The 24113-nt window shown below is 46.1% G+C and carries 23 protein-coding genes, 1 riboswitch and 1 other annotated feature; of the genes, 6 read left to right on the plus strand and 17 right to left on the minus strand.

Translation table 11 applies throughout. From position 1 onward, the window contains the following. The first annotated feature begins 2 nt into the window (after positions 1-2). A complete protein-coding gene (locus MKZ04_RS11215) occupies positions 3-2312 on the plus strand; it encodes a helix-turn-helix domain-containing protein (protein ID WP_026579047.1) in 2310 nt (769 codons plus the stop codon). A 31-nt stretch (positions 2313-2343) separates the two neighbouring features. Here the strand turns inward: MKZ04_RS11215 and MKZ04_RS11220 are convergent, their stop codons facing one another. The 5 genes from MKZ04_RS11220 to MKZ04_RS11240 all read right to left on the minus strand — a co-directional run bounded on the left by MKZ04_RS11220 (position 2344) and on the right by MKZ04_RS11240 (position 7839). After that, the gene (locus MKZ04_RS11220) at positions 2344-3849 is read right to left on the minus strand and encodes an extracellular solute-binding protein (RefSeq protein WP_023855847.1); all 1506 of its coding nucleotides are present in this window, start codon (positions 3847-3849) and stop codon (positions 2344-2346) included. 16 nt (positions 3850-3865) lie between these two features. Further along, positions 3866-4744, minus strand: a complete 879-nt coding sequence (locus tag MKZ04_RS11225; protein ID WP_020452647.1) for a carbohydrate ABC transporter permease — start codon at positions 4742-4744, stop codon at positions 3866-3868. A gap of 141 nt (positions 4745-4885) precedes the next feature. Next, the gene (locus MKZ04_RS11230) at positions 4886-5650 is read right to left on the minus strand and encodes an NAD-dependent epimerase/dehydratase family protein (RefSeq protein WP_025810974.1); all 765 of its coding nucleotides are present in this window, start codon (positions 5648-5650) and stop codon (positions 4886-4888) included. Between the two features lie 18 nt (positions 5651-5668). Then, on the minus strand, positions 5669-6556 hold the full coding sequence (locus MKZ04_RS11235; protein ID WP_145625136.1) for a dienelactone hydrolase family protein: 888 nt from the start codon (positions 6554-6556) through the stop codon (positions 5669-5671). A gap of 32 nt (positions 6557-6588) precedes the next feature. Beyond that, positions 6589-7839, minus strand: coding sequence for an APC family permease (locus tag MKZ04_RS11240; RefSeq protein ID WP_341045921.1), 1251 nt, complete (start codon positions 7837-7839; stop codon positions 6589-6591). Between the two features lie 126 nt (positions 7840-7965). Between MKZ04_RS11240 and MKZ04_RS11245 the strand changes: the two genes are divergently transcribed. Beyond that, positions 7966-8859, plus strand: coding sequence for a LysR family transcriptional regulator (locus MKZ04_RS11245; protein ID WP_020452651.1), 894 nt, complete (start codon positions 7966-7968; stop codon positions 8857-8859). Between the two features lie 11 nt (positions 8860-8870). On the opposite strand, the gene MKZ04_RS11250 is transcribed toward MKZ04_RS11245, so the two are convergent. From MKZ04_RS11250 to MKZ04_RS11270, 5 genes are all read right to left on the minus strand, one after another. Then, positions 8871-9278: a VOC family protein gene (locus tag MKZ04_RS11250; RefSeq protein ID WP_341045923.1), complete on the minus strand. Its 408-nt coding sequence runs from the start codon at positions 9276-9278 to the stop codon at positions 8871-8873. 349 nt (positions 9279-9627) lie between these two features. Further along, entirely contained in the window at positions 9628-12042 is a 2415-nt protein-coding gene (gene leuS, locus MKZ04_RS11255; RefSeq protein ID WP_341045925.1) for a leucine--tRNA ligase, read from the minus strand. A 112-nt stretch (positions 12043-12154) separates the two neighbouring features. Beyond that, positions 12155-12361 (minus strand) — a binding site (T-box leader). Positions 12362-12463: 102 nt separating this feature from the next. Beyond that, positions 12464-12793, minus strand: a complete 330-nt coding sequence (locus MKZ04_RS11260; protein ID WP_016885609.1) for a DUF4257 domain-containing protein — start codon at positions 12791-12793, stop codon at positions 12464-12466. Between the two features lie 220 nt (positions 12794-13013). Continuing rightward, positions 13014-14195 carry an MDR family MFS transporter gene (locus MKZ04_RS11265; RefSeq protein WP_026579040.1) on the minus strand — a complete coding sequence of 394 codons (1182 nt, stop codon included), beginning with the start codon at positions 14193-14195 and terminating at the stop codon, positions 13014-13016. Between the two features lie 120 nt (positions 14196-14315). Further along, positions 14316-15140, minus strand: coding sequence for a MetQ/NlpA family ABC transporter substrate-binding protein (locus MKZ04_RS11270; RefSeq protein WP_103750250.1), 825 nt, complete (start codon positions 15138-15140; stop codon positions 14316-14318). Positions 15141-15196: 56 nt separating this feature from the next. Beyond that, positions 15197-15304, minus strand: a riboswitch (SAM riboswitch). Positions 15305-15435: 131 nt separating this feature from the next. Between MKZ04_RS11270 and MKZ04_RS11275 the strand changes: the two genes are divergently transcribed. Further along, positions 15436-16116: a coiled-coil domain-containing protein gene (locus MKZ04_RS11275; RefSeq protein WP_026579038.1), complete on the plus strand. Its 681-nt coding sequence runs from the start codon at positions 15436-15438 to the stop codon at positions 16114-16116. Positions 16117-16144: 28 nt separating this feature from the next. On the opposite strand, the gene MKZ04_RS11280 is transcribed toward MKZ04_RS11275, so the two are convergent. The 7 genes from MKZ04_RS11280 to MKZ04_RS11310 all read right to left on the minus strand — a co-directional run bounded on the left by MKZ04_RS11280 (position 16145) and on the right by MKZ04_RS11310 (position 20993). Further along, a complete protein-coding gene (locus MKZ04_RS11280) occupies positions 16145-17476 on the minus strand; it encodes an ABC transporter permease (RefSeq protein ID WP_026579037.1) in 1332 nt (443 codons plus the stop codon). Continuing rightward, the gene (locus MKZ04_RS11285) at positions 17466-18164 is read right to left on the minus strand and encodes an ABC transporter ATP-binding protein (RefSeq protein ID WP_026579036.1); all 699 of its coding nucleotides are present in this window, start codon (positions 18162-18164) and stop codon (positions 17466-17468) included. Before MKZ04_RS11285 ends, MKZ04_RS11280 begins: the two co-directional genes overlap by 11 nt. Before the next feature lie 25 nt (positions 18165-18189). Then, entirely contained in the window at positions 18190-19167 is a 978-nt protein-coding gene (locus MKZ04_RS11290) for an ABC transporter permease subunit (protein WP_025810969.1), read from the minus strand. Continuing rightward, complete coding sequence (locus tag MKZ04_RS11295) at positions 19161-20039, minus strand: ABC transporter ATP-binding protein (RefSeq protein ID WP_341045929.1); 879 nt, start codon at positions 20037-20039, stop codon at positions 19161-19163. Before MKZ04_RS11295 ends, MKZ04_RS11290 begins: the two co-directional genes overlap by 7 nt. Next, positions 20032-20424 (minus strand): GntR family transcriptional regulator, encoded by a 393-nt coding sequence (locus tag MKZ04_RS11300; protein ID WP_003184565.1) that lies wholly within the window; start codon positions 20422-20424, stop codon positions 20032-20034. Before MKZ04_RS11300 ends, MKZ04_RS11295 begins: the two co-directional genes overlap by 8 nt. Positions 20425-20465: 41 nt before the next feature. Next, on the minus strand, positions 20466-20594 hold the full coding sequence (locus tag MKZ04_RS11305) for a hypothetical protein (protein ID WP_020452661.1): 129 nt from the start codon (positions 20592-20594) through the stop codon (positions 20466-20468). Between the two features lie 126 nt (positions 20595-20720). Then, positions 20721-20993 (minus strand): YtzC family protein, encoded by a 273-nt coding sequence (locus tag MKZ04_RS11310; RefSeq protein ID WP_065643617.1) that lies wholly within the window; start codon positions 20991-20993, stop codon positions 20721-20723. 152 nt (positions 20994-21145) lie between these two features. Between MKZ04_RS11310 and MKZ04_RS11315 the strand changes: the two genes are divergently transcribed. The 3 genes from MKZ04_RS11315 to gltP all read left to right on the plus strand — a co-directional run bounded on the left by MKZ04_RS11315 (position 21146) and on the right by gltP (position 24112). Next, positions 21146-22114 (plus strand): TIGR01212 family radical SAM protein, encoded by a 969-nt coding sequence (locus MKZ04_RS11315; protein WP_105981157.1) that lies wholly within the window; start codon positions 21146-21148, stop codon positions 22112-22114. Then, on the plus strand, positions 22111-22695 hold the full coding sequence (locus tag MKZ04_RS11320; RefSeq protein ID WP_095290789.1) for a class I SAM-dependent methyltransferase: 585 nt from the start codon (positions 22111-22113) through the stop codon (positions 22693-22695). The genes MKZ04_RS11315 and MKZ04_RS11320 overlap by 4 nt, the downstream gene beginning before the upstream one ends. Positions 22696-22861: 166 nt before the next feature. Then, positions 22862-24112, plus strand: a complete 1251-nt coding sequence (gene gltP, locus MKZ04_RS11325; protein ID WP_023855832.1) for a glutamate-aspartate/proton symporter GltP — start codon at positions 22862-22864, stop codon at positions 24110-24112. Position 24113 lies beyond the last annotated feature (1 nt).

Consider the following 24113-nt stretch of genomic DNA (forward strand, 5'->3'; position numbering starts at 1 on the left):
TTATGAAGAGAAAACAATATAAGTTTTACTATAAGCTGGTGACCTTCTTTCTCGTTCTGAGCACCATTCCGGTCATCATCGTCGGCTTTTTTTCCTATCAGAGATCAGCGGAAACCATTGAACAAAACGTTACAAACGAAAAGCTCCAAACCGTTGGCCAGACACAGCTAAATATCGAGCATATTTTAAAAACGGTTGACCATTCCTTCACCAATTACGTCCGTTCCTATCCTTTAATTCAGACACTCAGCCGCACCATTACACCAGAACGCTTTCAGCTGTATAACCAAATCAACAAGGAATTAAACGAACTGCAGACATTCGATACCGATCTGTCGGATATCACGCTGATCAGCCAAGAAAAAAAGTGGTATATCAACAATTCCGGTTTATATCCTTTAGATCAGGGAAAACAAGCCATCACGATCTCGCTTTACAACGCCTTAAAAAGCCGCTCCAGCTGGGTGCTTGAAAAAAACAACGACCTTGTCGCCACAAAAGAAGGGGCTTCGGGCAACTGCCTGTACAACGTCAATCTGGTCAAACAGCTTCCGCTGAACAGCATGGAAAACAGAGGCCTTGCGATCGCAAGTATTCCTTCTTGTTCGCTTGTCAAGCGCATGCCGCATCATTCAAAAACAAACAGCATGATGGTGCTTGATGACAACGGACGGATCATCCTTCACTCAGACCCGTCAATGATTGGGCAATCGATCAAACAAGACGATTATTTCAAAACGATCCGCCGGCATCAGGAAAAAAACGGCCAGTTTGATACAACAGTCAACGACACCGCCTATAACATTACATACCAGAAATCAGATTACAATAATTGGATATACATTTCGTTAACGACCATTCCGGAACTCTATCAGCAGACGGCATCAATCGGCTGGTTTACGTTTACGATCTGCGTCATTTTGTTAGCGCTTTCATACCTATTTTCCTGGTTTGGTTCTCGTCATTTTTACAGGCCAATCAAGGTTTTGTACGAATCCGTCTCAGGCTTTTCTGCGGGGGCCGCTTCCGGCCAGGAGAAACCGAAAAACGAATTTGAACTGATTGAACGGAATATTAAAGAGATGAAAAATAAAAACCATGATCTGAAGGTGCGCGTCGAACAGCAGGTCACCCAGCTGAAGCAGTATTTTTTAACAAGGCTTTTGCTCGGCAAGCTGAGCGAAGAAGAAATCAAAGACCGCTTTACAGGGCTCGGCTTCCCTGAAGATTGGAGCCACCTGTCCGTTTTTGCCTTGCAAATTGATACATTGAAAGACACATCATATGATAAAAAGGATCTTGATGTCCTGCTGTTTGCGATCAACAGCCTTGTCGAACGATCTGTGCCCAAGAATAAGCGCCTCCCGCCGGTTGTCATTGATAAAACGCAGACCATCATCATGCTGAACCGCGGACAGCCGCTGGACAGGTTTCAGGAGGACTTGGAGCATACAGCATCATCCATCAGGGATAAAATTCATGAGGAGCTTGGATTGTTCGTCAGCATCGGCATCAGCCAGCCGTTTACAAGCCTTGCAATGTCGAAGCGCGCTTATTTGGAAGGGCTTGAAGCGCTGACATACCGTCTGAAATCAGGAAAACACGCGGTGATTTTCTATGAGCATCTTGACCGTAACAAAGCGTTTTTAACCCAGTTTCCAAAGCAGATCCAAAATGAACTGTTTGAAGCTATTAAAACGTGCAACCGTAAACAAGCGGCCGAACAGCTTCACCTTCTCCTTGAATCGATTTGTTCTGAAAACATGAATCCGCATCACTGCCAGGTAGCGATTGCAAGGCTCTTGAACAACTTGATTGAATTTATGCATTTGCTTGGAATCGAAATTTTTGAACCGAACGAAAATACGATGCTGTACGACGACGTCTTTGAGCTGACGACCATCGAGGAGATCGAAAGTTGGCTGAACGCGCAGATCATCGTTAAAATGATCGATACCCTCAGCATCAGAGAAGAATCACAATACAAAAACATCTCAGAAAAAATCGTCCATATTATCCAGCAGGAATTCGACACGGACTTGACGCTCGAATCGATCGCAGGAAGGCTTCATTACAACCCCAACTATTTAAGCAGCATCTTCAGGAAAGAAATGAAAATATCGTTCAGCGAATACTTGTCATCCTACAGGCATCATGTCGCGAAAAACTGGCTGACAGAAACGACGCTGTCCGTAAAAGAAATTTCTGAAAAACTGAAATACAAAAATCCGCAGAATTTCATCCGCTCATTTAAAAAGCTGGAAGGAATCACGCCCGGCAAATACCGCGAGCTGAAAACTCATTCGGCATAAAAAGACAATCCCGGCTTCCCGGGATTGCCTTCTATTTTTCCGCTTTTTTAAATGACTCTTCATATTCTTCTATTACTTGATCTCCGCCGTTCGTCCGCCATTTTTCAACCGCTTTCTCGAACTGGCTTTCATCCGTTTTGCCGAGGATGAATTGATATGTGGCATCATCAATGATCTTTTGCAGTTCATCGCCTCTTTCAGATGCGGCCGGTGAGTACAAACTTTCGGCCGGATTTGAGACGATGATCTCATTATTGTCCTCTGTCAGCTCTTCATATTTTGTGCGGAGCGGATCTCCCGTATTTTTCAAATATTGTTTATCAATGCCGACGAGAGAGACGAGCGGCTGAATTTCCGCCTGCCAGTCTTTCAGTTTTTCATCAATTCGTTTGAATTGTTTTTCCCCTTCTTTTTTATAGTGAACCCCTTCGATCCCGTAAGTCATCAGGCTGTAAACATCCTCTTCGGCGATCCGGTCGAAAAAGGCCAGAATCCTCTTCAGCTCTTTTTCTGTTTTGACGCTTGTTTTCGGGAAGGCAAAGATTCCGTTATGCCCGCCTGATGCCCAGACGCGTTCCTTTCCGTCCGGTCCTTTGATCCGATTGATGATCTCAAGCTCCATTTTATCATCGACAGACTGGTCTCTTAAATTGACGGCATCGACCATATTTCCGACATAAATGCCGGCTTTCCCTTGTGAAAACATCTCCTGCTGCTGCGTTTTGCTCGTAACCGGGAAGTCTTTGTTGATCAGCCCTTCATCATACAGTTTTTTCATATATTTCATCGTATCCATGTACTCTTTTGTCATGAAGTCAGGCGTGAACTTGCCGTCTTTTTCCTCCCAGTCAGTCGGCATGCCCATATAGGACCCCAATGTTTTAAAGGCGCCGTAGATCAAATCGTTTCTGTCGGTAAAGCCGATCGTATCGTTCTTTCCGTTTTGGTCAGGATCTTTTTCTGTAAATGCCTTCGCTGTTTCGTAAAGTTCATCAACCGTCTTTGGTATATCGAGCCCAAGGTTGTCAAGCCAGTCTTTACGGATGACAACCCCCTGTCTTGATAACGGGCGCTCCCTGTAGATGCCGTAAAGCTTTCCGTCGATTGAAGCGTTTTTATTGATCAGCTTGTTCATCTTGCTTAAATTCGGATAATCCTTTAAATAAGGACCAACCTCCCAAAACATCCCCGATCTGAACGCATTCATGACAGATGAATTTTTAATGTCCTGAATGGTGACGACTTTCGGCAGGTTTCCGGCGGCGAGCGCTGAGTTTAAGCGGTCTTCTTTTACTGCATCAGGCACCCACATTAAATCGAGCTTTGTATTGGTGAGCTCCTCGATTTTTTTAATCGCTGTATCCTTCGGCGGCTGCTGATGATAAAGGATTACCATCCAGCTCAAGTCCAAAGGCGAGTTCAGATCGACTTTCTCATCCTTTGTAGAAGCCTGATCTGCTCCGCTTTTCGAACAGCCAAACAGTCCGCCGGCCAAAAGCGCGAACGCAAAAATCGCTATCAGCCATTTTTTCCCCATATTGTCCCCTCCGTTTTTATCCTTTAATTGACCCTAAAAGAGCGCCTTTTGCAAAGTGCTTTTGAATAAACGGATACACGAGCAGCACCGGTATGGTTGCAACGACAATGACCGCCATTTTGATCGTTTGTTCCGGCGGCGCCGCGGCTGCCCCCATCTCCGTCATATCCCCTTGCATACCGCTTGATACGATGACAATCTGGCGAAGCAAAACTTGTATCGGCCATTTTGTCGCATCGCTCAAGTACAGAATCGCTTGCATGTACGTATTCCAATAGGTGACGGCGTAAAACAGCGAAATTGTCGCAATCGCCGGCAAAGACAACGGAAGAATGATGCGGAAGAAGATTCCGATGTCATTGCAGCCGTCGATTTTGGCGGATTCCTCGAGGCTTGACGGTATATTTTGAAAAAAGTTCTTTAAAATGATCAAGTTAAACGCATTGATGGCGGTCGGAAGAATCAGAGACCAATAGGTATCGAGCAATCCGAGCGATTTTACGACGAGAAAGGTCGGGATCATCCCTCCGCTGAACAGCATCGTGAACACGACCAAGAACATGAGGACGCGCCTTCCCATCAGCTCCTTTCTCGATAACCCGTATGCCATTAAAGAGGATAGAAACATGCTGACCGCCGTCCCTGCGGCTGTGACAAGAATAGAAATGATTAAGCTTCTGTACACAATGTCAGTTGAAAAAATATACCTGTACGCATCCAGCGAAAAAGTCGTCGGTATTAAGATAAACTTTTTCGAAATGACCTCCTCAACTGTCGCAAAAGAGGCTGCAATAACGTGGATGAACGGCAGCACACAAACCAATCCGAACCCTGTTAAAAATGAATAATTCAATATGTCAAACACGCGGCTTCCAGCAGAATGCCTGATCGTCATTTCCCCCTCCTTGTAAGCGCTGTCAAAATATTACGATATCGTGTCTAAAATGTAGCAAACAGAAAGGAGAGCGTCTATAATCATTTTTTAAGCAGGATCAGAAAAGCGGAGAAAAAGATCATCACCTTAGAAGATGATACGTCAGTCTTCATCAAGGATGTCTGAGGTGCTGACTTTCGGCTTGAACCCCAGTTCCCGAATGGCGGAATCGATCGACCACGGCCGCCCCTTATTGTCGCTGACAGCATAATATGTACCGTATGTTTTGCCGGATTCGATTGCGGCTTTAAAGATTTGGACGAGGTCGGGGTGGGATAGCAGCGTTTTTTTGCTCCTCGGTTTTGCGCGCAGCGTTTCTTGCTCATTTTCAGCGGCTGTCCCGATCCGCAGATTGATCACGGAAACCTTGGCGTCTGATTGGTGCGAGAAAAGATAGCCGAGATTTTCGGACGCCAATTTTAGCAAGCCGTACAAGCTTTTGGACTGCGGGTAGTCATCCGTGTTGATCTTCCTCCCCAGCAGAGAATCGCCGTTCTTTTCATACACATCTGTCACATGGTTGCTGCTTGCAAATACCACCTTCGGCACGCCGAGCTCCGCCGCCGCCCGCAAAATCGTATATGTCGCTTTAAAAAAGATATCCGTCATTTTCTCAAACTCCCGCCGGTCAAGCAAATCGCCTGTAGGCTTGACAGCCAAAAGGTTGATCACCGCATCCGTATTCAAAGGAATGCTTTTCACGACTTCATTGTAATCTGCCGCATCCACCCGGACAAACCGGACAGCCGGCTTTTCATCCGGTTCTTTTAAATCCAGCACTGTCACCTCGTATCCTTCGCCTGCCAATCCGCCCGCTAACACGCGGCCGACCGTGCCGTTCCCTCCGATGATCGTCACCTTTTTCACAGTGATTCACCTCCTGTTTTACAGCCATGTTTTTAAGAAACCGATCGCTTTATGCCTCATTCCGGCTGTCTCGAAGTGCCCTGAATGAGAGCGAAACACTTCATAGCGTTCACCGGCGCCTTTTTCTTTATACACATCGGACAGCTTTTCTTCAATGAGGTCAATTCCTTGAACTGGCGTTAGTTTATCTGCGGTTCCGACCAGGCTTAAATGGGGCCTTGGAGCGATCAGGCTTTCGATTTGAGCGGTTGAAAAGTGCTTGACCAGCCCTGGAACATACGAATAGAGATTGTGACGGTCCAAATTCTGCGTCTTGATTAATGTTTCGCTGTCCACCTGCGCGCATATATCAACGCATACGCTGACCCGTTCATCCAATGCAGCAGTCCACCAGGCCATCAGACCACCCATCGACATGCCGAGTGAAGCGATGCGGCTTTCGTCTGTGTCCTCACGCATGCTCAGGTAATCGATGGCTCTGATGCTGTCGAAGACCATCATTCCCCACATCACCCGTCCTGTCCAAAGCATTTCTTTAAATATCTCACTCTCCGTTTTGCCCCGCCTGTCTCCGAAAGCCCAATGGTCAATCGCAAGCACGGAAAATCCCAAGGCCGTCAATTCCTCGGCGAACGGCGGCGTTTGCAAGTAATCCGCTCCTTCAATCAGCTCCTCCTTCCCCCTTTCGTAACGTCCTCCGTGTGAATGACAGTAAAGCACGGCCGGCCGCTTGCCGTTCATCTGTTTCGGTTTTGCAAAATAGGCCGGTACCGCTTCAATTCCGTTTAAATCAAGCAAAAGCGTTTCAAGAATAAAAGATGACTTTTCTTCAATTTTAAGAGTACTCACATCAATGCTTTTTTTCTTCGGCAAATCGCCGAGCAGTTTGAAAAGTTGACTGCGCATCGTGTTCCCCTTTCTTTTTTCCGTTTGATTCATTAATACGATTTGAAAGGGCGTTTTACCTTTTTCCAGATGATAAGTTGACGGAAGTTCACCACAAACAAGGCGCAGGTCAGCATGATAAACAGTAATATCCAGGGTGATGAAAACAAAAGAAGCAGCGAGAAGCACCCCATGAGAAAGAGGCAGCCTATTTTGTAAACGCGACCGGACAGCAGCTTGTAAGCAGCGGCAAGACCGCACAGCGAGTTGCAGATGAAAAAGGCGTTTGCGATCAGGACCAGTGTCTCAACATTAAGAAAGTGAAACATCAGGCAGACAAAAACGACGGTATGAATGAAAAACATAAGCCCCAGTGCTGCCATCGGCTGATTTCCCCTTGATCTGCGGGCAAACAGCCCGCCGGCCTGCGATGCCACCAGCCTGGCTGCTCCGCCTGTCACCTGAAAATAAGCGCACATGCAGAGAACAGCGGTGAGCACAGCGATCACCGGCAATGCAAAAGATCCGAACAACGGCGTCAGCATCATCGCCAGCTTCAATTGTCCGTTTGCGAAGAACCCCGGATCAATCCATTGAACAGCTGCCGCAGTCGCCACATATATGAGCGTTACCGTCAGGCTGCTGATCACGACGGCCCGGGGAATCGTTTTCCCGCGGTTTTTCACTTCCATGCTGTAGTTGCCGACGATTTCCCATCCGACTAATGCCCAGAACAGCAGCAGCAATCCGCGGCCAAAATCGGCAAACTGAAATGTTCCGTCTACGAGCGGCCCCTCACGAAAGTAAGGCACAGAAGCCGCGCTGCTTCCAAACAGAATGAGGGCCGCGGCAGTGGAAAAAATGAGTGCAACCATGCCGACAAATGAAAGATTAAAGCAAAGGACTACCATACAAAAGATAAAAAAAATGAAGCCGTACAGTTCAGCAGGAAATGCCGTGCCGGCCGCAAGAGAATGAATATATTCGCCGGCCGTCATTAATACGGCGGCGGGGCCGAAGCTCGCAGCCATGATAAAATAAAAGACTGCCAACTTTTTAACACGGGAACCGAACGCTTTTTCAGCCGCATAAGCAATCCCGGCATCATTCGGATACTCGACGCTCAATCTGGCAAAAATCCAGGCAAATAAAAAACCGATTCCCAACATCAACAGCCATGCAAAAATCGCATAGTCCCCCGCTGTCTGATGAATCATCGGCGGCAGCAGAATGATTCCCGACCCTAAAATAGGCCCCGTCATCAGCCCGCTTAATAATAAAGGGCCAAGCTTTTTTTCTCTCATACTGATACAATCCTTTCGCAAAGTCGTTTAAAATGATTGTAATCTTGTTTAATTCATCAGTAAAATAGATATTATCGATCTGCAATTTCGAATTTTTCGATATAAAATAAAAGGGAGATGGACGAGATGGAGATCCGACATTTGAAAACATTCAAAACCATCGTGGATATCGGCGGTTTTACCCGTGCTGCCGATTATTTGGGATATGCGCAGTCAACTGTGACTTCGCACGTTCAAGCAATCGAACAAGAATTAAGAAAGCCGCTGTTCTACAGGCTGGGGAAAAAAATGATGCTGACAGAAGCAGGAAAACACCTTCTCCCTTATGCCGCAGAAATGGTCGAACTGTATGAAAAAGCGAGGCACATTCCGGAAAACGACCAGGAGCCGTCGGGAAACTTGATCATCGGCGCCTCGGAATCTTTAACGGTTTACAGATTGCCTGCCATTCTTCACGAATTTACTAACAAATATCCGCAGGTCACGGTCACATTAAAGTCTTCCACGTGCTGGCAGCTGAGAGATGAATTGAAGCAGGGAAAAATCGATGTCGCTTTTCTTTTGGACAACGATCGGAAAGAAAACGACCTTCATGTTGAAAAGCTGGTCAATGAGCCGATGGTGTTCATCTTTCCAAAGGAACACCCGGCAGGACAAAAGGCCCTTGATGATTTGACTTTTACCGCAAATGAAACGTTTTTATATACGGAGCACGGCTGCAGCTACCGTGATTTTTTTGAGGAGTATTTACGTCAAAGGGGAGTCATTGCCGACCATACGATGGAATTTTGGAGTGTCGAAGCGATTAAACAGTGCGTGATGTGCGGTTTGGGCGTATCCCTTCTTCCTTTGATCACAACGCGCACTGATATCGAAGAAGGAAAGCTTCAGGGCACGCTTGTCCGCGACGCCCTGTTTTCCACTCAAATGGCTTATCATAAAAACAAATGGCTTTCTCCTGCAATGGCGGCTTTTACAGATATCGTCCGCACGAAAGCAAGAGACTGGGCACAGGCATAACGTTCCTATATCTAAATGCCTTCGGTATTCATCAGCACGATCCGCCAGCCGTCCGGATCTTCCACTGTTGCTCCTTTGTCCTTCCAATACAGATTTTCAGGCGGCACTTCGTGATGGCCCATGTCAGCGAGCCTTTTTAAAATACTCTTGATTTCCTTCTGATCAGGAATATAAAAGACGAGCAGATTGTCTTTGGTCGGTGCCGGACAAGGGCTGCCTCCGATATGGGAGGTGAATTCAAGGTGATATTGGACATTCGGCAGGCCGAACATGACGCCATGATACCCTTGATGTCCGGAAAAACCGCCAAGCTTTTTCAGGCCCAGCCCCTTTTCGTAAAACGCAACGATTTCGTCAAAACGGTCTGTAGGCCGGGCGATTCTGACCTGTGCGGCGGAAAAATCGGAAAAATGCATCATCATCATCTCCTTTTTTCCCATTTTAAGCGGTCATGGATCATTTGAAACGAAGCGAACGGCTGAAATATTTTCATCCTTTCGGCGGAATGACAGGGCTTTCAGATTATTAAAAAAAATCCCAAAACGGCTTTTAGTTTTGGGATTTTGTCATCCTTTGTCCCGCAATCCTTGCAGTCTGGGAAAGCCGAGCATCGGAGCGGTCTTCCACAGGATGTGGTGACGGCGGTGTTAGGCGGTTAGCCGCCTGATCTTTTCTCCTATCGTAAGCACCGGCTTAGCAGGCCTGCCAACGAATGCGCGGGTTTGTCGGCACGCTGAAAAGCCCCTTCGGATTGAAGGGGCTTTTCCATTAATTTGCGACAATATTTACAAGCTTTCCAGGTACAGCAATCACTTTTCTGATCGTTTTCCCTTCGAGCTGTTCTTTTACTTTTTCATTGTTTTTCGCCAGCTCTTCAAGCTGTTCTTTGTCGGCGTCGGCTGGAACGTTCAGCTTCGCTTTCACCTTTCCGTTCAGCTGAACGACGATTTCGACTTCGTCATCAACGAGCTTTGCTTCATCATAGACAGGCCATGCTTCATACGTGATCGTTTCCTCATGTCCAAGTCGGCTCCACAGCTCTTCAGCCAAGTGAGGCGCAACAGGAGACAGCAATTTCACGAAGCCTTCCATGTATTCTTTCGGAAGCTGATCAGCTTTATATGCTTCATTGATGAAGACCATCAGCTGAGAAATACCTGTATTGAAGCGCAGACCTTCGAAATGGTCTGTTACTTTCATGACCGTTTCGTGGTAGACGCGCTCAAGCGTTTCGCCGGCTCCTTCAACGATCTTCTCGTTTAACCCGCCATTGTCATCGATGAACAGACGCCATACGCGGTCAAGGAAGCGGCGGGCGCCGTCAAGTCCTGTCGTTGACCAGGCGATCGATGCATCCAAAGGCCCCATGAACATTTCGTACAGCCGGAGCGTGTCCGCACCATGAGTCTCCACTATTTCGTCCGGATTGACGACATTGCCTTTGGATTTGCTCATTTTTTCGTTGTTTTCACCAAGAATCATTCCTTGGTTATAAAGCTGTTTGAACGGCTCTTTCGTCGGAACGACCCCGATGTCATAAAGGAATTTATGCCAGAAGCGCGCATACAATAAGTGAAGAACGGCGTGTTCCGCCCCTCCGATATACATATCGACAGGAAGCCATTCCTGTAATTTTTCAGGAGAAGCCAGTTCGTTCGGGTTTTTCGGATCGATGTAGCGCAGGAAGTACCAGCAGCTTCCCGCCCATTGCGGCATCGTATTCGTTTCGCGTCTTCCCTTTTTGCCTGTTTCAGGGTCTGTCACTTCCACCCATTCTTTAATGTTCGCAAGAGGGGACTCACCCGTTCCGCTCGGTTTGATTTCCGACGTTTTCGGCAAGATCAGCGGCAGCTCTTCTTCAGGAACCGGAGTCGATGTGCCGTCTTCCCAATGGATGACCGGGATCGGCTCGCCCCAGTAGCGCTGACGGCTGAACAGCCAGTCGCGGAGGCGGTATGTTACCTTTTTCTCGCCCTTCCCGTTTTCCTCAAGCCACTGAATCATTTTTTCGATCGCAGCCGCTTTATCAAGGCCGTTCAGAAAATCTGAATGGATGTGTTCGCCGTCGCCTGTATAAGCTTCTTTCTCAACATCTCCGCCTTTGACGACTTCTTTGATCGGCAGCCCGAATGCTGATGCGAATTCGTGGTCCCGCTCATCATGGGCAGGGACGGCCATGACCGCTCCAGTTCCGTATGTAGCCAAGACATAGTCCGCGATCCATACCGGAATTTTTTCCCCGTTTGCCGGATTGACGGCATAAGCACCTGTGAAGACGCCTGTCTTTGTTTTGGCAAGGTCTGTCCGCTCCAAGTCGCTCTTTGATTGAACTTCTTCGATATAGGCGTCGACCGCGTCTTGCTGTTCAGGCGTCGTGATTTTTTGAACCAAATCGTGCTCCGGAGCCAAAACGGCATATGTGGCACCGAATAATGTATCAGGCCGCGTTGTGAAAACCGTAAACATTTCGTCTGTGCCGTCGACCGCAAAATGAACATGCGCCCCTTCGGAACGGCCGATCCAGTTGCGCTGCATCTCTTTGATGCTTTCCGGCCAGTCGAGTTCTTCCAGATCTTCAAGCAGACGGTCGGCATAAGCGGTAATCTTCAGCATCCACTGCTTCATTGGACGGCGTTCTACAGGATGGCCGCCGCGTTCGCTTTTGCCGTCGATGACTTCTTCATTGGCAAGAACGGTTCCAAGCGCAGGACACCAGTTTACAGGGACTTCATCTACATAAGCGAGACCTTTTTCGTAAAGCTTTAAGAAAATCCACTGCGTCCATTTATAGTAGTCCGGATCTGTTGTATTGACTTCTCTGTCCCAGTCATACGAAAAGCCGAGCGCTCTGATCTGGCGGCGGAAGTTGTCAATGTTCTGTTCGGTAAAGACGGCAGGATCGTTTCCCGTATCCAGCGCATATTGTTCCGCAGGAAGCCCGAATGCATCCCAGCCCATCGGATGGAGGACATTGTACCCTTGCATCCGTTTCATGCGGGACAAAATGTCAGTTGCCGTATAGCCTTCAGGGTGTCCGACGTGAAGGCCTGCGCCTGACGGATACGGAAACATGTCCAATGCATAAAATTTCGGTTTGGATTTATCTTCACGCGTGGCGAACGTTTTATTTTCAAGCCAATAGTCCTGCCACTTTTTCTCGATTGTTTGATGGTCAAAACTCAATTGTAAAAACCTCCTTTGAATATGAGTACGGCTTCTTTGTCTTCAAGTATGGACGGGACTGGCAGCGTTATATTCAGATTATTCTAAAATCAAAAAAACTCTCCCATCCCTAAGAAGGGACGAGAGATTTCCCGCGGTACCACCCTTGTTAGTGTGCATGCGGCACACTCACTTGATATCTGTAACGCAGATACGCGGCAGCAGCTCATCACTGCTGCAACTCTGAGGCGAGTTCGGAAGCTCATTTGATTGACTTTCACCAGCCGTCAACTCTCTGAAACAAAATGGGCTTCTTACTGCTCCTCTTCACTGTTCTTGCCGTAACCGTAATCTTATCTGTATTTTATAGAATTCTGTTCATAAGTGCAAGCAGGTTTGTATACAATGGGAATGTGCTGAAAAAAGGGTAAGAGTGAGGATCTTAATCGTGTGGAGATTTGTTTTGTCGTTCGGAGTTCTGTACATTTGCCTGCTGTTCTCTGACAAAGTCAAAGCTTCTCAATACAGCTTCACCGCCGTAGCCGGCAATGATCGATAACACGACAAGCTGAATTCCAGAATCAGGTTCCGCAGATAAAACAAGCAAAATAGAAGCAACCATTCCGACAAGAATATCTTCAAAAAATCCAAGGTAAATGAATCGTTTCGTTGTTCTCGGTTTCTCGAGGCGCCCTCTTTTTTTAACGTGCCCGAGAACCCCCATAATCCCTCCAATCAAACAAGCAACCAAAACTTGATGCAGCATCTTCATCACCTTCCTAAAGCCCTTAGTTTAGTCAAGCGACTTCAGGCCATCGAGCAGCCCCCCTAGACCCCTTGCGATGATATTCGATACTACCATACAGAAAATGTGTTCTGTCTGAGAAGAAAAAAAGCTTGTTTCTTCCATTATATGTGAAGATTTGGTTGATAATCTTGATTCCTTCGATTCATTTTCACATAATTACAATTACCTATTTTTTCTATACCACTTATGCATCTGATTGAGCGGAGAGCTGCTTTTCCTTCCTGTCGTATAAAAACGCCGTTCCTATTGCGAACAGCAGCAATACGAGCAGAACCGCAAGCAAAAGCTGCATATTGAAATAATCAACCAGCATTCCGCCAAAAAGCGGCCCGATCATTCTTCCGCCGGTCGCCATACTGTTGACAAACCCTTGATAAAACCCTTCTTTTCCCCTCGGAGCGAGGCGGTTGGCGATTGTCGGCACAGCCGGCCATACAAGCATTTCGCCAATGGTCAGCACAACCATCGCGGCAAGAAAAGCCGGAAACCGTTCAGCTCCAAACAAAATTCCGTATGCCATCATAAAAATGACAAATCCGATCACGATTTGGTTTTTCAGCGATTCGGCAAACCGTTTCACAAAAAAACCGATCAGCGGCTGACCGAAAACAATGAGCGCCCCGTTCACTGTCCAAAGTACGCTGTACTGCCCAAGAGATATCCCAAGCTCCTGGGTGTGTGAAGCGATGGTCGAGGACCATTGCGAATAAGCGACCCAGCCGAGCAGGTAGCCCGTACATATAACCAAAAGCGCGGAGAATCTAGATTTCCCGCTGACTGAATCGGCATGATCCAAAACAGAAGACTGCATGGCTTTTTCAGACCGGATGCGTCTAAATCCGAAAATCGCAATCATGAAAAAGACGGCATACAGCATTGCATTCGCCAGAAAAACATACGTAAATGAAAAAGACGCGACAATTCCGCCGAGCGCTGAACCAACTGCCACCCCTGCATTTTGCGCCACGTATACAGCATTGAACGGCTTTCTGCCGCCTTCCGGCCAAACCGAGCCGGCCATTGCATAGCATGCCGGAAACACGATCCCTGATCCAAAACCGGCCAATGTTAAGAAAAGAATGTATTGGAACCAATCGTGAAAAAAGACGAGGCCTGAAAGGCTCGCAAACGTGATCACAATTCCAAGTACGACCGTTTTAAATCCGCCGATTTTATCGAATAGATATCCCCCGAACAGGTTGCCCAGCACATTTGCCCCTGAGTTCAGCATCAGCACAAATCCGGCCGCTGTCAGCGACTTTCCCAAATGCTGATGGATATAGATGGTATTCAGCGGCCATAAAAAAGATGCCCCTGTGACATTGATAAACATTCCGATGACCAATAGCCATAATGTGCGCGGCATAGCGTTTCCTTCTTTCTCTTTAGCATTCCCTCTAGATTCTATTCGTTTTGCCCATTTTTTTCAATTGACACGATTTCGATTTTCAACATAAAAAACCCCCTTTTTAAAGGGGGAATTTTTTTATGATTGCGTCATCCATTTTGGCTTTCCGAAACCGGCGAATTCCCGATCGATCGCATCTTCGAAAGCTTTGGATTTTACCGCTTCTTTGAGATCTTTGGCGAATGGCTTGTCTTTGTTTTTTTCATCCACTACCACTTGATTGCGGTAGCGGTCAGGCATGTTCTCAAGCGCCAGCGCGTCCTGCAACTTCATATTAGCGGAGAGAGCGAAATTACCCGGGACAGCCGCGATATCCAGGTCATCGACCGCTCTTGGAAGATTGGCAGATTCAAGCTGTTTAAATGTCAGCTTTTTCGGATTTTCCGCAATATCCTGCACAGAGGCTTTCAATGTGTCGACATCGCTTTTCAGCCGAATCAGCCCCTGATCCTGGAGCGTTAAAAATGCCCTGGCGGCATTGGCCGGATCGTTTGGAACAGCCACTTCCGCCCCGTTTTTGACATCGTTCAAGTCGTTATATTTGGCAGAATAGAGACCCATCGGAGCGGTCGGCACAGAAATGAGTGCAGCAAGATGTTTATTGTTTTCTTGATTGTATGATTTCATAAAAACCTCATGTTGAAACAAATTGGCGTCGAGTTCGCCTTCGCTTAACGCCGTGTTCGGCTGTACATAGTCGGTGAATTCGACCACTTCAACTTTGTAGCCTTTTTTCTCAAGTTCAGGCTGAATCGCTTTTTTGACCATATCGTAATACGGTCCTGCAGTAGCGCCTATTTTGATCGTTTTACCATCGCTTTCGGCATTGTTTCCGCATGCGGCCAGAAGCGCCAGGCTCAAGGCCAGTCCCAGCACGGAAGTCCATTTTAATATCTTGTTCATGTACATCTCCTCCTCCAAAATAAAAAAAACTCTTTCGGCGCCTGAAAGAGTTGTTCAACTTATCTTTCAGAATGCGCCTGACATTCTGCTGGATTTAGCACCTTGCTCTGCTGCAGGTTGCTGAGATTTCGCCGGGCCAGTCCCTCCATCTCTCTTTATAAGCTGCATATTCGGTTTTTTAAATGATTTCTTTATTTTACGTTTGAATATTTAGATTTGCAAGAAGTTTTTTGGTATAAACATTTTTTTCTTTTTAAGCTAAAATATAGTTATCAAACACGAAAGGAGACGAATCATGGAATCTATCATGCTGATCGGGTTTTTATCCTTTATTTTTTCCATCTGCTATCTTGTATTTCATTTGATCAGAAGAATCTTTTCTCCAGGCAAAAGGTTTTCCAGAAAACTCTTTTATCCTTGTTTTGCAGGCGGACTTCTCCTCCTGATCATCTCTGCGCCTTATTACAGTGAGGAAACATATGCCATCGATGAGACAAAAACAGAGGACCTGACAACCGAGCTTCAGGAACTGAAAACTGAACACAGCGCTGTAAAAAAGGAGCAAACCGCATTAAAGCAGCAGCTCAATCAAGCAAACGAAAAACTGAAGGCAGCCAAAACGGAGAATGACACATTAAAAAAAGAAAATGAAAAACTGACAAAAGAAAAAGACTCGCTTACGAAAAAAACAAAATCACTGTCAGAAAAACTGGCTAAGGCTGAAGAAAAAAGCGGCAGTACCGAAGCCACTGTAAAAGAAAAGAACGCCACCGCTCAGGCCGAAACGTCACACAGCGCGCCCTCCCCTAAGAAAAACAGCGGTGAAAGCAAACAGGAGTGCAAAATCAAAGGAAGCGTCAACCATATTTATCATACACCGGGAAGTACATATTATGACCGCACGAAAAACGTCGCCCGCTGGTTCTGCACAGAACAGGAGGCGCGTGATGCGGGGTACAGACCTCCGAAACGTTAAAAAAGCCGGCATACCGCCGGCTTTTTTCTTAAAGCTCTCTTCTTAATGCTGTCAGCACGTTCGTTCTTGTCGCTTTAATGGCCGGGTTCAGGCCTGAAAGAATGGCGACGCCTGCACTGATCAAGGTCGCGATGAGGACAAGACTGACCGGAATGTACGAGAAGGTGATGCTGAAGTCTGCCGCACTCGCTCCTCCTTCTGAAACCGATGATAAAATAGGTGGTATAATCTTGTTCACTAAAAAGCTGACACCGTATGAAATGATAACACCTAAAACAGATCCTAAGATGCCGATATAGGCGCTTTCCAGCAGGAACATTTTCCGGATCACGTTCGGGCTGGCCCCGATCGCTTTCATAATCCCGATTTCCTGCGTCCGTTCTGTAACCGCCATTGTCATCGTGTTGAAAATCCCGATCGCTGAAATCAAAACGGCAATGACTCCGACAAAGATCAGACCGATTTTAAAAGCCATGAAAAACAGATTGATGCTTTCGAGTTTTTTCGTTATTGAATCGACGTAGTAGCCTTCATCCTCCAAATCTGTTGTCAGCTGTCCGACATGTTCAAAGTTATCCGCGTAAACCGAAAGCTTTTTTTCGATCGTGCCGTTGTCTTTGTCCGCCTTCAGAAATCCGGTGATGTCTTTTTGCATGTCGTTGCTGACATAGACTGTTGAATCGCTTGCCCATTCATAAGAAGGTTTTTTCGTCACTCCGACAACTTTCAGATCATATGTTTTCGCTTTCCCTTCTTCTCCTGTTTTTTCATCCATTTTTGAGATCTTTAATTCAATTGTTTTGCCGAGAATATCTTCTGCGTATCCTTTTGGTTCTTTTACTTCCTCAGCATTATTTTCCATCTGCTTTTCATAATCTTGGGCTTCTTTTTTCGTCCAGAGATTCTTCCCGAAATGGTAGCCGACGACGATTTCATTCGGTGTTTTCGCTACGCGGCCGCGATCGAGTTTAATATTGGCTTTTTGTTCAGCAGCCATGTCAGTAATCGTGATATTCGACATTTGATTGTTTGTCCTGTTGCCCAACTTTGCTTCAGCAGGTGCGAACACCTGCGTGCGCTCGATAATCGCGGACACATCTTTGCGATTTTCGAATTCTTTCAAGTCTTTCTTTTGAACTTTCTGATCGCTTTGCCCTTCTTTTCCGACAACATTTATCTCAGTCACGATTTGCTCTTTCATCAGCTGTTCAGTCAGCGATTTTTGCAGGCCGAACCCGACCGATGCGAGCACGATTAAGAATGCGCAGGCCACCGTTGTTGCGAGAATGGTCATGAATACACGCAGGCGGTTTTTCTTCATATTTCTTCTAATAAACTTCAACTGATCCTTAAACTTCAACAGTCTCTTCCCCTTTCTCTAACACGCCGTCAGATAACTGAAATTTCGTATTGGCGATCGATGCCACTTCGTCATCGTGCGTGATGATGACAAATGTAATCCCGCGTTCCCTGTTCAGCTGCCGAATGAATTCGAGAATTTCCTGTTCTGTTTCGGAGTCCAGGCTTCCTGTCGGTTCGTCGGCTAAAATGATTGACGGATTCAAAATCAAAGCGCGGGCGATGCTGACGCGCTGCTGCTGTCCGCCTGAAAGCTCATTCGGATAGTGTCCAGCGTGGTTTTCAAGGCCGACGCGGTGAAGCATCTCATTGACGCGCTGCTTCCGCTCAGACGGATGAACACCTTTTAAAGTCAGAGGCAGTTCGATGTTTTCGTAAGTCGTCAAGCTCGGAATCAGCTGAAAACTTTGAAAGATGAAGCCGAAATGTTCAAGCCTGAATGCCGCCCATTCTTTTTCGCTGTACTTTGTGACATCCGTACCGTCAATGACGATCTTACCTTTTGTCGGGGCGATATAGCCGGAAATCAAGTTCAACAGCGTCGATTTTCCGGAACCGCTCCGTCCGACAATGCAGGCGATTTCGCCTTTTTCAACGGTAAGCGAGACATCCTTTAACACTTTAATTTCATTTTCCCTCCCCTTTTTACCGACTTTAAATGAGTGGTGAATATGCTCTACACTGATCATTTGTAAATCTCCTCTCCATTATGGATTACAGCTGTTTTATTTTTTTGAAAATCAAGAAGTAACTGATTAAAAATCCGACTGCCGAACCGATCACCATACCGAAGATATAGCTGAACAGGTTTGAGCCAGAGGCTGTGCCGAATCCCCAGATGCCAAATAAAATCACGAGAATTTGAATCGGGCGATCCATTTTTCTCCAGAGAAAAAAATGTCCGTTCCGTTCAAGCTGCTGTTTGATAAAGCAAAAATAGCCAATGATATAAAACAAGATCCCCATGGCGAGCGGAATAAGCGTAAAGGCCAGGCTGCCGTCTTGAATGCCGAATTGGTTGAGGTACATGATCGGCGTTATATAATCCAATAGTTCTGTTTCACCATAAAAGAAAGCAGGGTGCCCTCCAAAGAAACTCCGGATGATTCGAAAGTTGGCCAACGGAAGCCCGATCAGCAAATACGGCAGAATCGACGTTGAAAATGCAACGATCAGCTGGGCCAGCGGATTGCCGGTTATCGCGCCCGCCGCCATAACAAGCGAGTAGACCATAAAGCAGAAGATGACCGACCCGATAAAATACTCATGGAAATGGACGACGTCAACCTTATATAAAACAATCAAGGCATAAGATAAAAAGTAAGATAATAGCTGGGCTGTTAAAAGAATTGAAATGCCGAAGAAATATTTCGTATTGAAAATGACGCCTCGCTTATAAGGAAGGCCGAGTGTGAATTCAAGCGTCCCTCTGCTCCTTTCAAACCCGATCTGGCTGAGCGCAAGCGCAACTCCGCCAACCCAGAACATTCTCATAGCCCCGCCTATCTCATAGTTTTTATATAAAACGCACTCCATATCGGGAAATTTTTTCAGTTCTGAAAGGCATCCTTTGTACTGGAAATAATCATTCAAAAGCGTAAGCGGTTCACTCAGCATCACCGCTGCAAATACAACTAAAAAAATCCAGAAATGCTGTTTCCACTCTTTATATAAAAGTCCGCGGTCTACCATCTTCGCTTACCTCCATACTTCGCGATGAATACTTCCTCTAGACTGACCGGAAGCTCGTTCCAAACTTTCGGAGACAAACTTTTTAGAAATTGTTTGCTCACATCGTCTGCTTTCGGAATCAACACCGTATAAAACACGCCGGTGTGATCCAAAACAGGGATTTCCCTTTCCCTGATTTTCAAATTGACATCTTCTTCAAATGCCATTTGGATTTTAATAAAATCGCCTTTCAGTTCATCAAGATCCATGATGTTCGACAATGTATTGTCTTCGAGAAAACCGATTCGGTTGCACATTCTTTCAATATCCTCAAGCCGGTGGGATGTGATGAGAATCGTCGTGTTGTTTTCAGCCACTTCATCGACCATCAGCTGGAGAACATCTTGTCTTGTGACGGCATCAATGCCGTCTGTCGGTTCATCGAGCAGGATGACCGCCGGCCGGATCGCAAATGACAAGATCAGCGACATTTGCTTTTTCAATCCTGTAGACAATTCCCTGTACTTTTTTGTTTCAGGAATATCGTAGCGGTTCATTAATTCATTAGCGTATGTAACATCAAAGTCAGGATAAATGTTTCGCAAAATATTGACGAGCTGTTTGTAATTGTATTTTTCGAAATAGGTGTTTTGAACGGGCATATAGACGATATTGCGCTTGACGAGCGGATGGTCCTTCACCTTGACGCTGCCGAAGTAGACATCTCCCTCATCAGGCAGCAGGATTTGCTGAATCAGGCGGAGAAGCGTTGTTTTCCCTGAGCCGTTTCTGCCGAGCAGTCCGAAAATCTCTCCTTCCTCAAGCTTAAAGGAGATGTTTTTGAGTATTTGTTTTCCGTCAATCGTTTTTGATACAGATTTGAGCTCAATCATTCACTTCCCCTCCTCTCACTTCTTCGTCGATTTCCGCCATCCACTCCTGCAGCTTTTTAGTGTCGATCCCAGCGTAATGCGCATCGATGATCAGCTGCTTTAACTGCTCTTTAATCATCGCAATCTTCCCTTCATCAAGCGTAACTTTCGCGTTTTCTGAAATATACGTTCCTCTCCCCCTCAACGTTTCAATTATTCCTTCCCGTTCAAGTTCTTTATAGGCTTTGCTGACAGTATTCGGGTTTGCAATGATAATGGTTGCAAGCTCTCTGACAGAAGGAAGTTTATCTCCAGGCTTGATTATCCCTTTTAAGCAAAGCTCTTTCATCTGCTGGATAATCTGCTCATAGATCGGGGTAGAGCTTCTCGGATCGATTTGAATCATCTATCTCCCTTCTTTCTCGTTCAATCTCAGGTCATTCACTTTTAAAAAAACACGTATCCCAAATTTTCTTGAATTATAAAGCCCAGCTTCGCAAGAACAAACAAGAACGAACAGGCAATGATAAACGCCACGACCACCATCGGCGTTATTTTTTTATGTTTATCACTCATGAGTATTACTCCTTTACATGTGTGTGTTAATTGTATTACTCGATATAGTACACCTAATACATTAAATACATCGTCCTTTTTTGTCAATCACTTTTTTTCAAAAAAATGAACCCTTTCAAAAAGGGTTCATCTTTCATACGATCTCTGCAGAATCATATTGTTTTGAAGGGTTTGCAGCTGAAGCCTTTTGCGGTGAATTTCCTCCCTTTGTTGCTCATTGGCAAACAGCGAAAGCTTGTTTAATTCATTGACCGCGTTTTCAAGCATCAGCTGCGCATCGCTGAACTCTGTCTCATTGTAATGTTCCTGCCTGCTTGCAGTTTCAAATTGAGATAAAGCATAATCATAAGCATCTTCGCTTCTTTGGATGTGCTCTCCGACGGATTGTCTTGTAGCCAAAGAAAACCCCTCCTTAATGGAAAAATCCATCGTGATTAGTTTGGCCATCACAGCCGTGATCATTGAAGAAAATAATTGGGAATCGGTTTGTTCTTATCGTGTTTATTTGCTACAATTTTAGGATGCGTAATACTAAAAGGAGGTCCTTTTGTTTGCATCAAAACAACCCTTTTCCATATACGAACAGTGAAAAACGATATCATACATGGAATTATCATTTACGAAATCATTTCGGTCATAAAGTGTTTAAAGTCGCCCTTGACGGAGGCTTTGACTGCCCGAATCGCGACGGCACGGTCGCACACGGCGGATGCACATTTTGCAGCGCCGCAGGGAGCGGAGACTTTGCGGGAAACCGAGCCGACGATCTGCTGACCCAATTTAATGAAGTCCGCGACAGAATGCATGAAAAATGGAAAGACGGCAAATACATGGCGTACTTTCAAGCATTTACGAATACGCACGCTCCTGTCAGCGTTCTTCGCGAAAAATACGAAACGGTCCTCGGCCTCGACGGCGTAGTCGGCCTTTCAATCGCAACCCGGCCGGACTGTCTTCCTGACGATGTTGTCGAATATCTTGCCGAGCTTAATGAACGAACATACCTCTGGGTGGAACTCGGCCTTCAAACCGTTCATGAACGGACGGCTGATTTGATCAACCGTGCCCATGATTTCGACTGCTATGTAGAAGGCGTGAACAAGCTGAGGAAACACGGTATCCGCGTCTGCTCTCACATCATTAACGGGCTGCCTCTCGAAGACCGCGGCATGATGATGGAAACCGCAAAAGCGGTCGCCGATTTGGATGTGCAGGGGATTAAAATCCATCTGCTTCACCTGTTAAAGGGAACGCCAATGGTGAAGCAGTATGAAAAAGGAAAATTAACGTTCCTTTCGCAAGAGGATTATGTCCAGCTTGTTTGTGATCAGCTTGAAATTCTTCCGCCGGAAATGATCATTCACCGGATTACGGGTGACGGACCGATCGAATTGATGGTCGGACCGATGTGGAGCGTCAATAAATGGGAAGTCTTAAATGCCATCAATGGAGAACTGGAAAGGCGCGGCAGCTATCAGGGGAAATGGTTCAACAAAGAGAAAGAAGGCATCGCCACATGAAGCTCAAGAAGATCCTCCCGTATGCGAAAGAACTGCTGAAAACAGCCGCAGGCGAAGGAGACATCGTCATTGATGCGACAATGGGAAACGGACATGATACGTATTTTTTAGCAGAACTTGTCGGTGAAAACGGACATGTCTATGCCTTTGATATTCAAGAAACAGCTCTTATGAATACTGCCGAAAGACTTGGAAACGAGTACAAAGACCGGGTGACATTGATTCAAAAAAGCCATGATGAGCTCATCACTTCGCTTCCTGACGACATCTCAGGCAAGGTGGCAGCAGCTGTGTTTAACCTCGGGTATCTTCCGGGAAGCGACAAATCGGTGACGACAAAAAGCGATTCAACCATCGCCAGCATCAAGCAGCTTCTCAAAATCCTGAAAAATGAGGGGCTGATCGTTCTGGTCGTCTACCATGGCCATCCCGAAGGAAAGCGGGAAAAGGACGCCCTGCTCGAATTTTGCACATCACTCGACCAAGATACTGCCCGCACCCTCTGTTACCAATATTTAAACCAGCGAAACGATCCGCCTTTTATCATTGCGATTGAAAAGAAAATAGCGGCTCAAAAATGATATCTTGAAAATCCTCCATTAGGAGGATTTTTTTCATCCAAACATAATGTAAGCGATATCAAAATAAAATATAAGAAATTTTTCGCAATTTTCTAAAAAGAAAAGGTGTTTCACTCTTTGTCACGAAATTATTGAAAACTCATGTAAAATACGGAGGGATTTCAATTTGAAAAAATTTATCGCTTATCAAATTTTGATCGCACTCGCCATTGGAGCAGTGATCGGACACTTTTTCCCTGATTTCGGAATGGCGCTGCGCCCCGTCGGAGACGGATTTATCCGCTTGATTAAAATGATCGTCGTTCCGATCGTTTTTTCTACAATCGTCATCGGAGCGGCCGGAAGCGGAAGCATGAAAAAAATGGGCAGTCTCGGCATCAAGACGATTATTTGGTTTGAAGTGATTACGACGTTCGTGCTCGGACTCGGGCTGCTTTTGGCTAATGTGCTAAAGCCCGGCGTCGGCCTTGACCTCTCCCATTTGGCCAAAAAAGATATCGGAGAGCTCTCAGGCTACACGGAAAAAGTGGTCGATCTTAAACAAATGATCCTCGATATTATTCCTACCAACATCGTTGACGTCATGGCCAGAAATGATTTGCTTGCCGTGATCTTCTTTGCGATATTGTTCGGCGTCGCAGCTGCCGGGATCGGCAAAGCCTCAGAGCCTGTCATGAAATTTTTTGAGTCTGTTGCCAATATCATGTTCAAACTGACGCAGATGGTTATGGTTACAGCCCCTATCGGCGTGCTTGCTCTTATGGCCGCATCCGTCGGGCAATACGGCATCGAACTCCTGCTTCCTATGTTAAAATTAGTCGGCACTGTTTTTCTCGGACTGTTTCTCGTTCTTTTTGTTTTATTTCCGATTGTCGGTCTTATTTTTAAAATTAAATACTTCGAAGTCCTGAAAATGATTTGGGATTTGTTTCTGATCGCGTTCTCCACTACGAGCACAGAAACAGTCTTGCCGCAGCTGATGGACCGCATGGAGAAATACGGCTGCCCAAAACGGGTCGTTTCCTTTGTGGTTCCTTCAGGCTTATCGCTGAATTGTGACGGCTCCAGCCTATATTTATCTGTCGCTTGTATCTTTTTGGCGCAGGCTTTCAATATAGACATGAGCATTTCACAGCAATTGCTCATGATGCTCGTGCTAGTGATGACAAGCAAAGGGATCGCCGCCGTTCCATCTGGCTCGCTCGTCGTCCTTCTGGCTACCGCCAACGCAGTCGGCCTTCCCGCTGAAGGAGTCGCGATTATCGCGGGAGTGGACCGCGTGATGGACATGGCGCGAACAGGCGTGAACGTGCCGGGTCATGCTGTCGCCTGCATCGTTGTTTCAAAATGGGAAAAAAGCTTCCGGTATAATAAGCGTTTTGTACTTGAAAAACAATACCGGATGGAAAGCTTGTAAA

The organism is Bacillus sp. FSL W7-1354 (assembly GCF_038002405.1).
In the GTDB taxonomy this organism is placed as follows: Bacteria; Bacillota; Bacilli; order Bacillales; family Bacillaceae; genus Bacillus; species Bacillus paralicheniformis.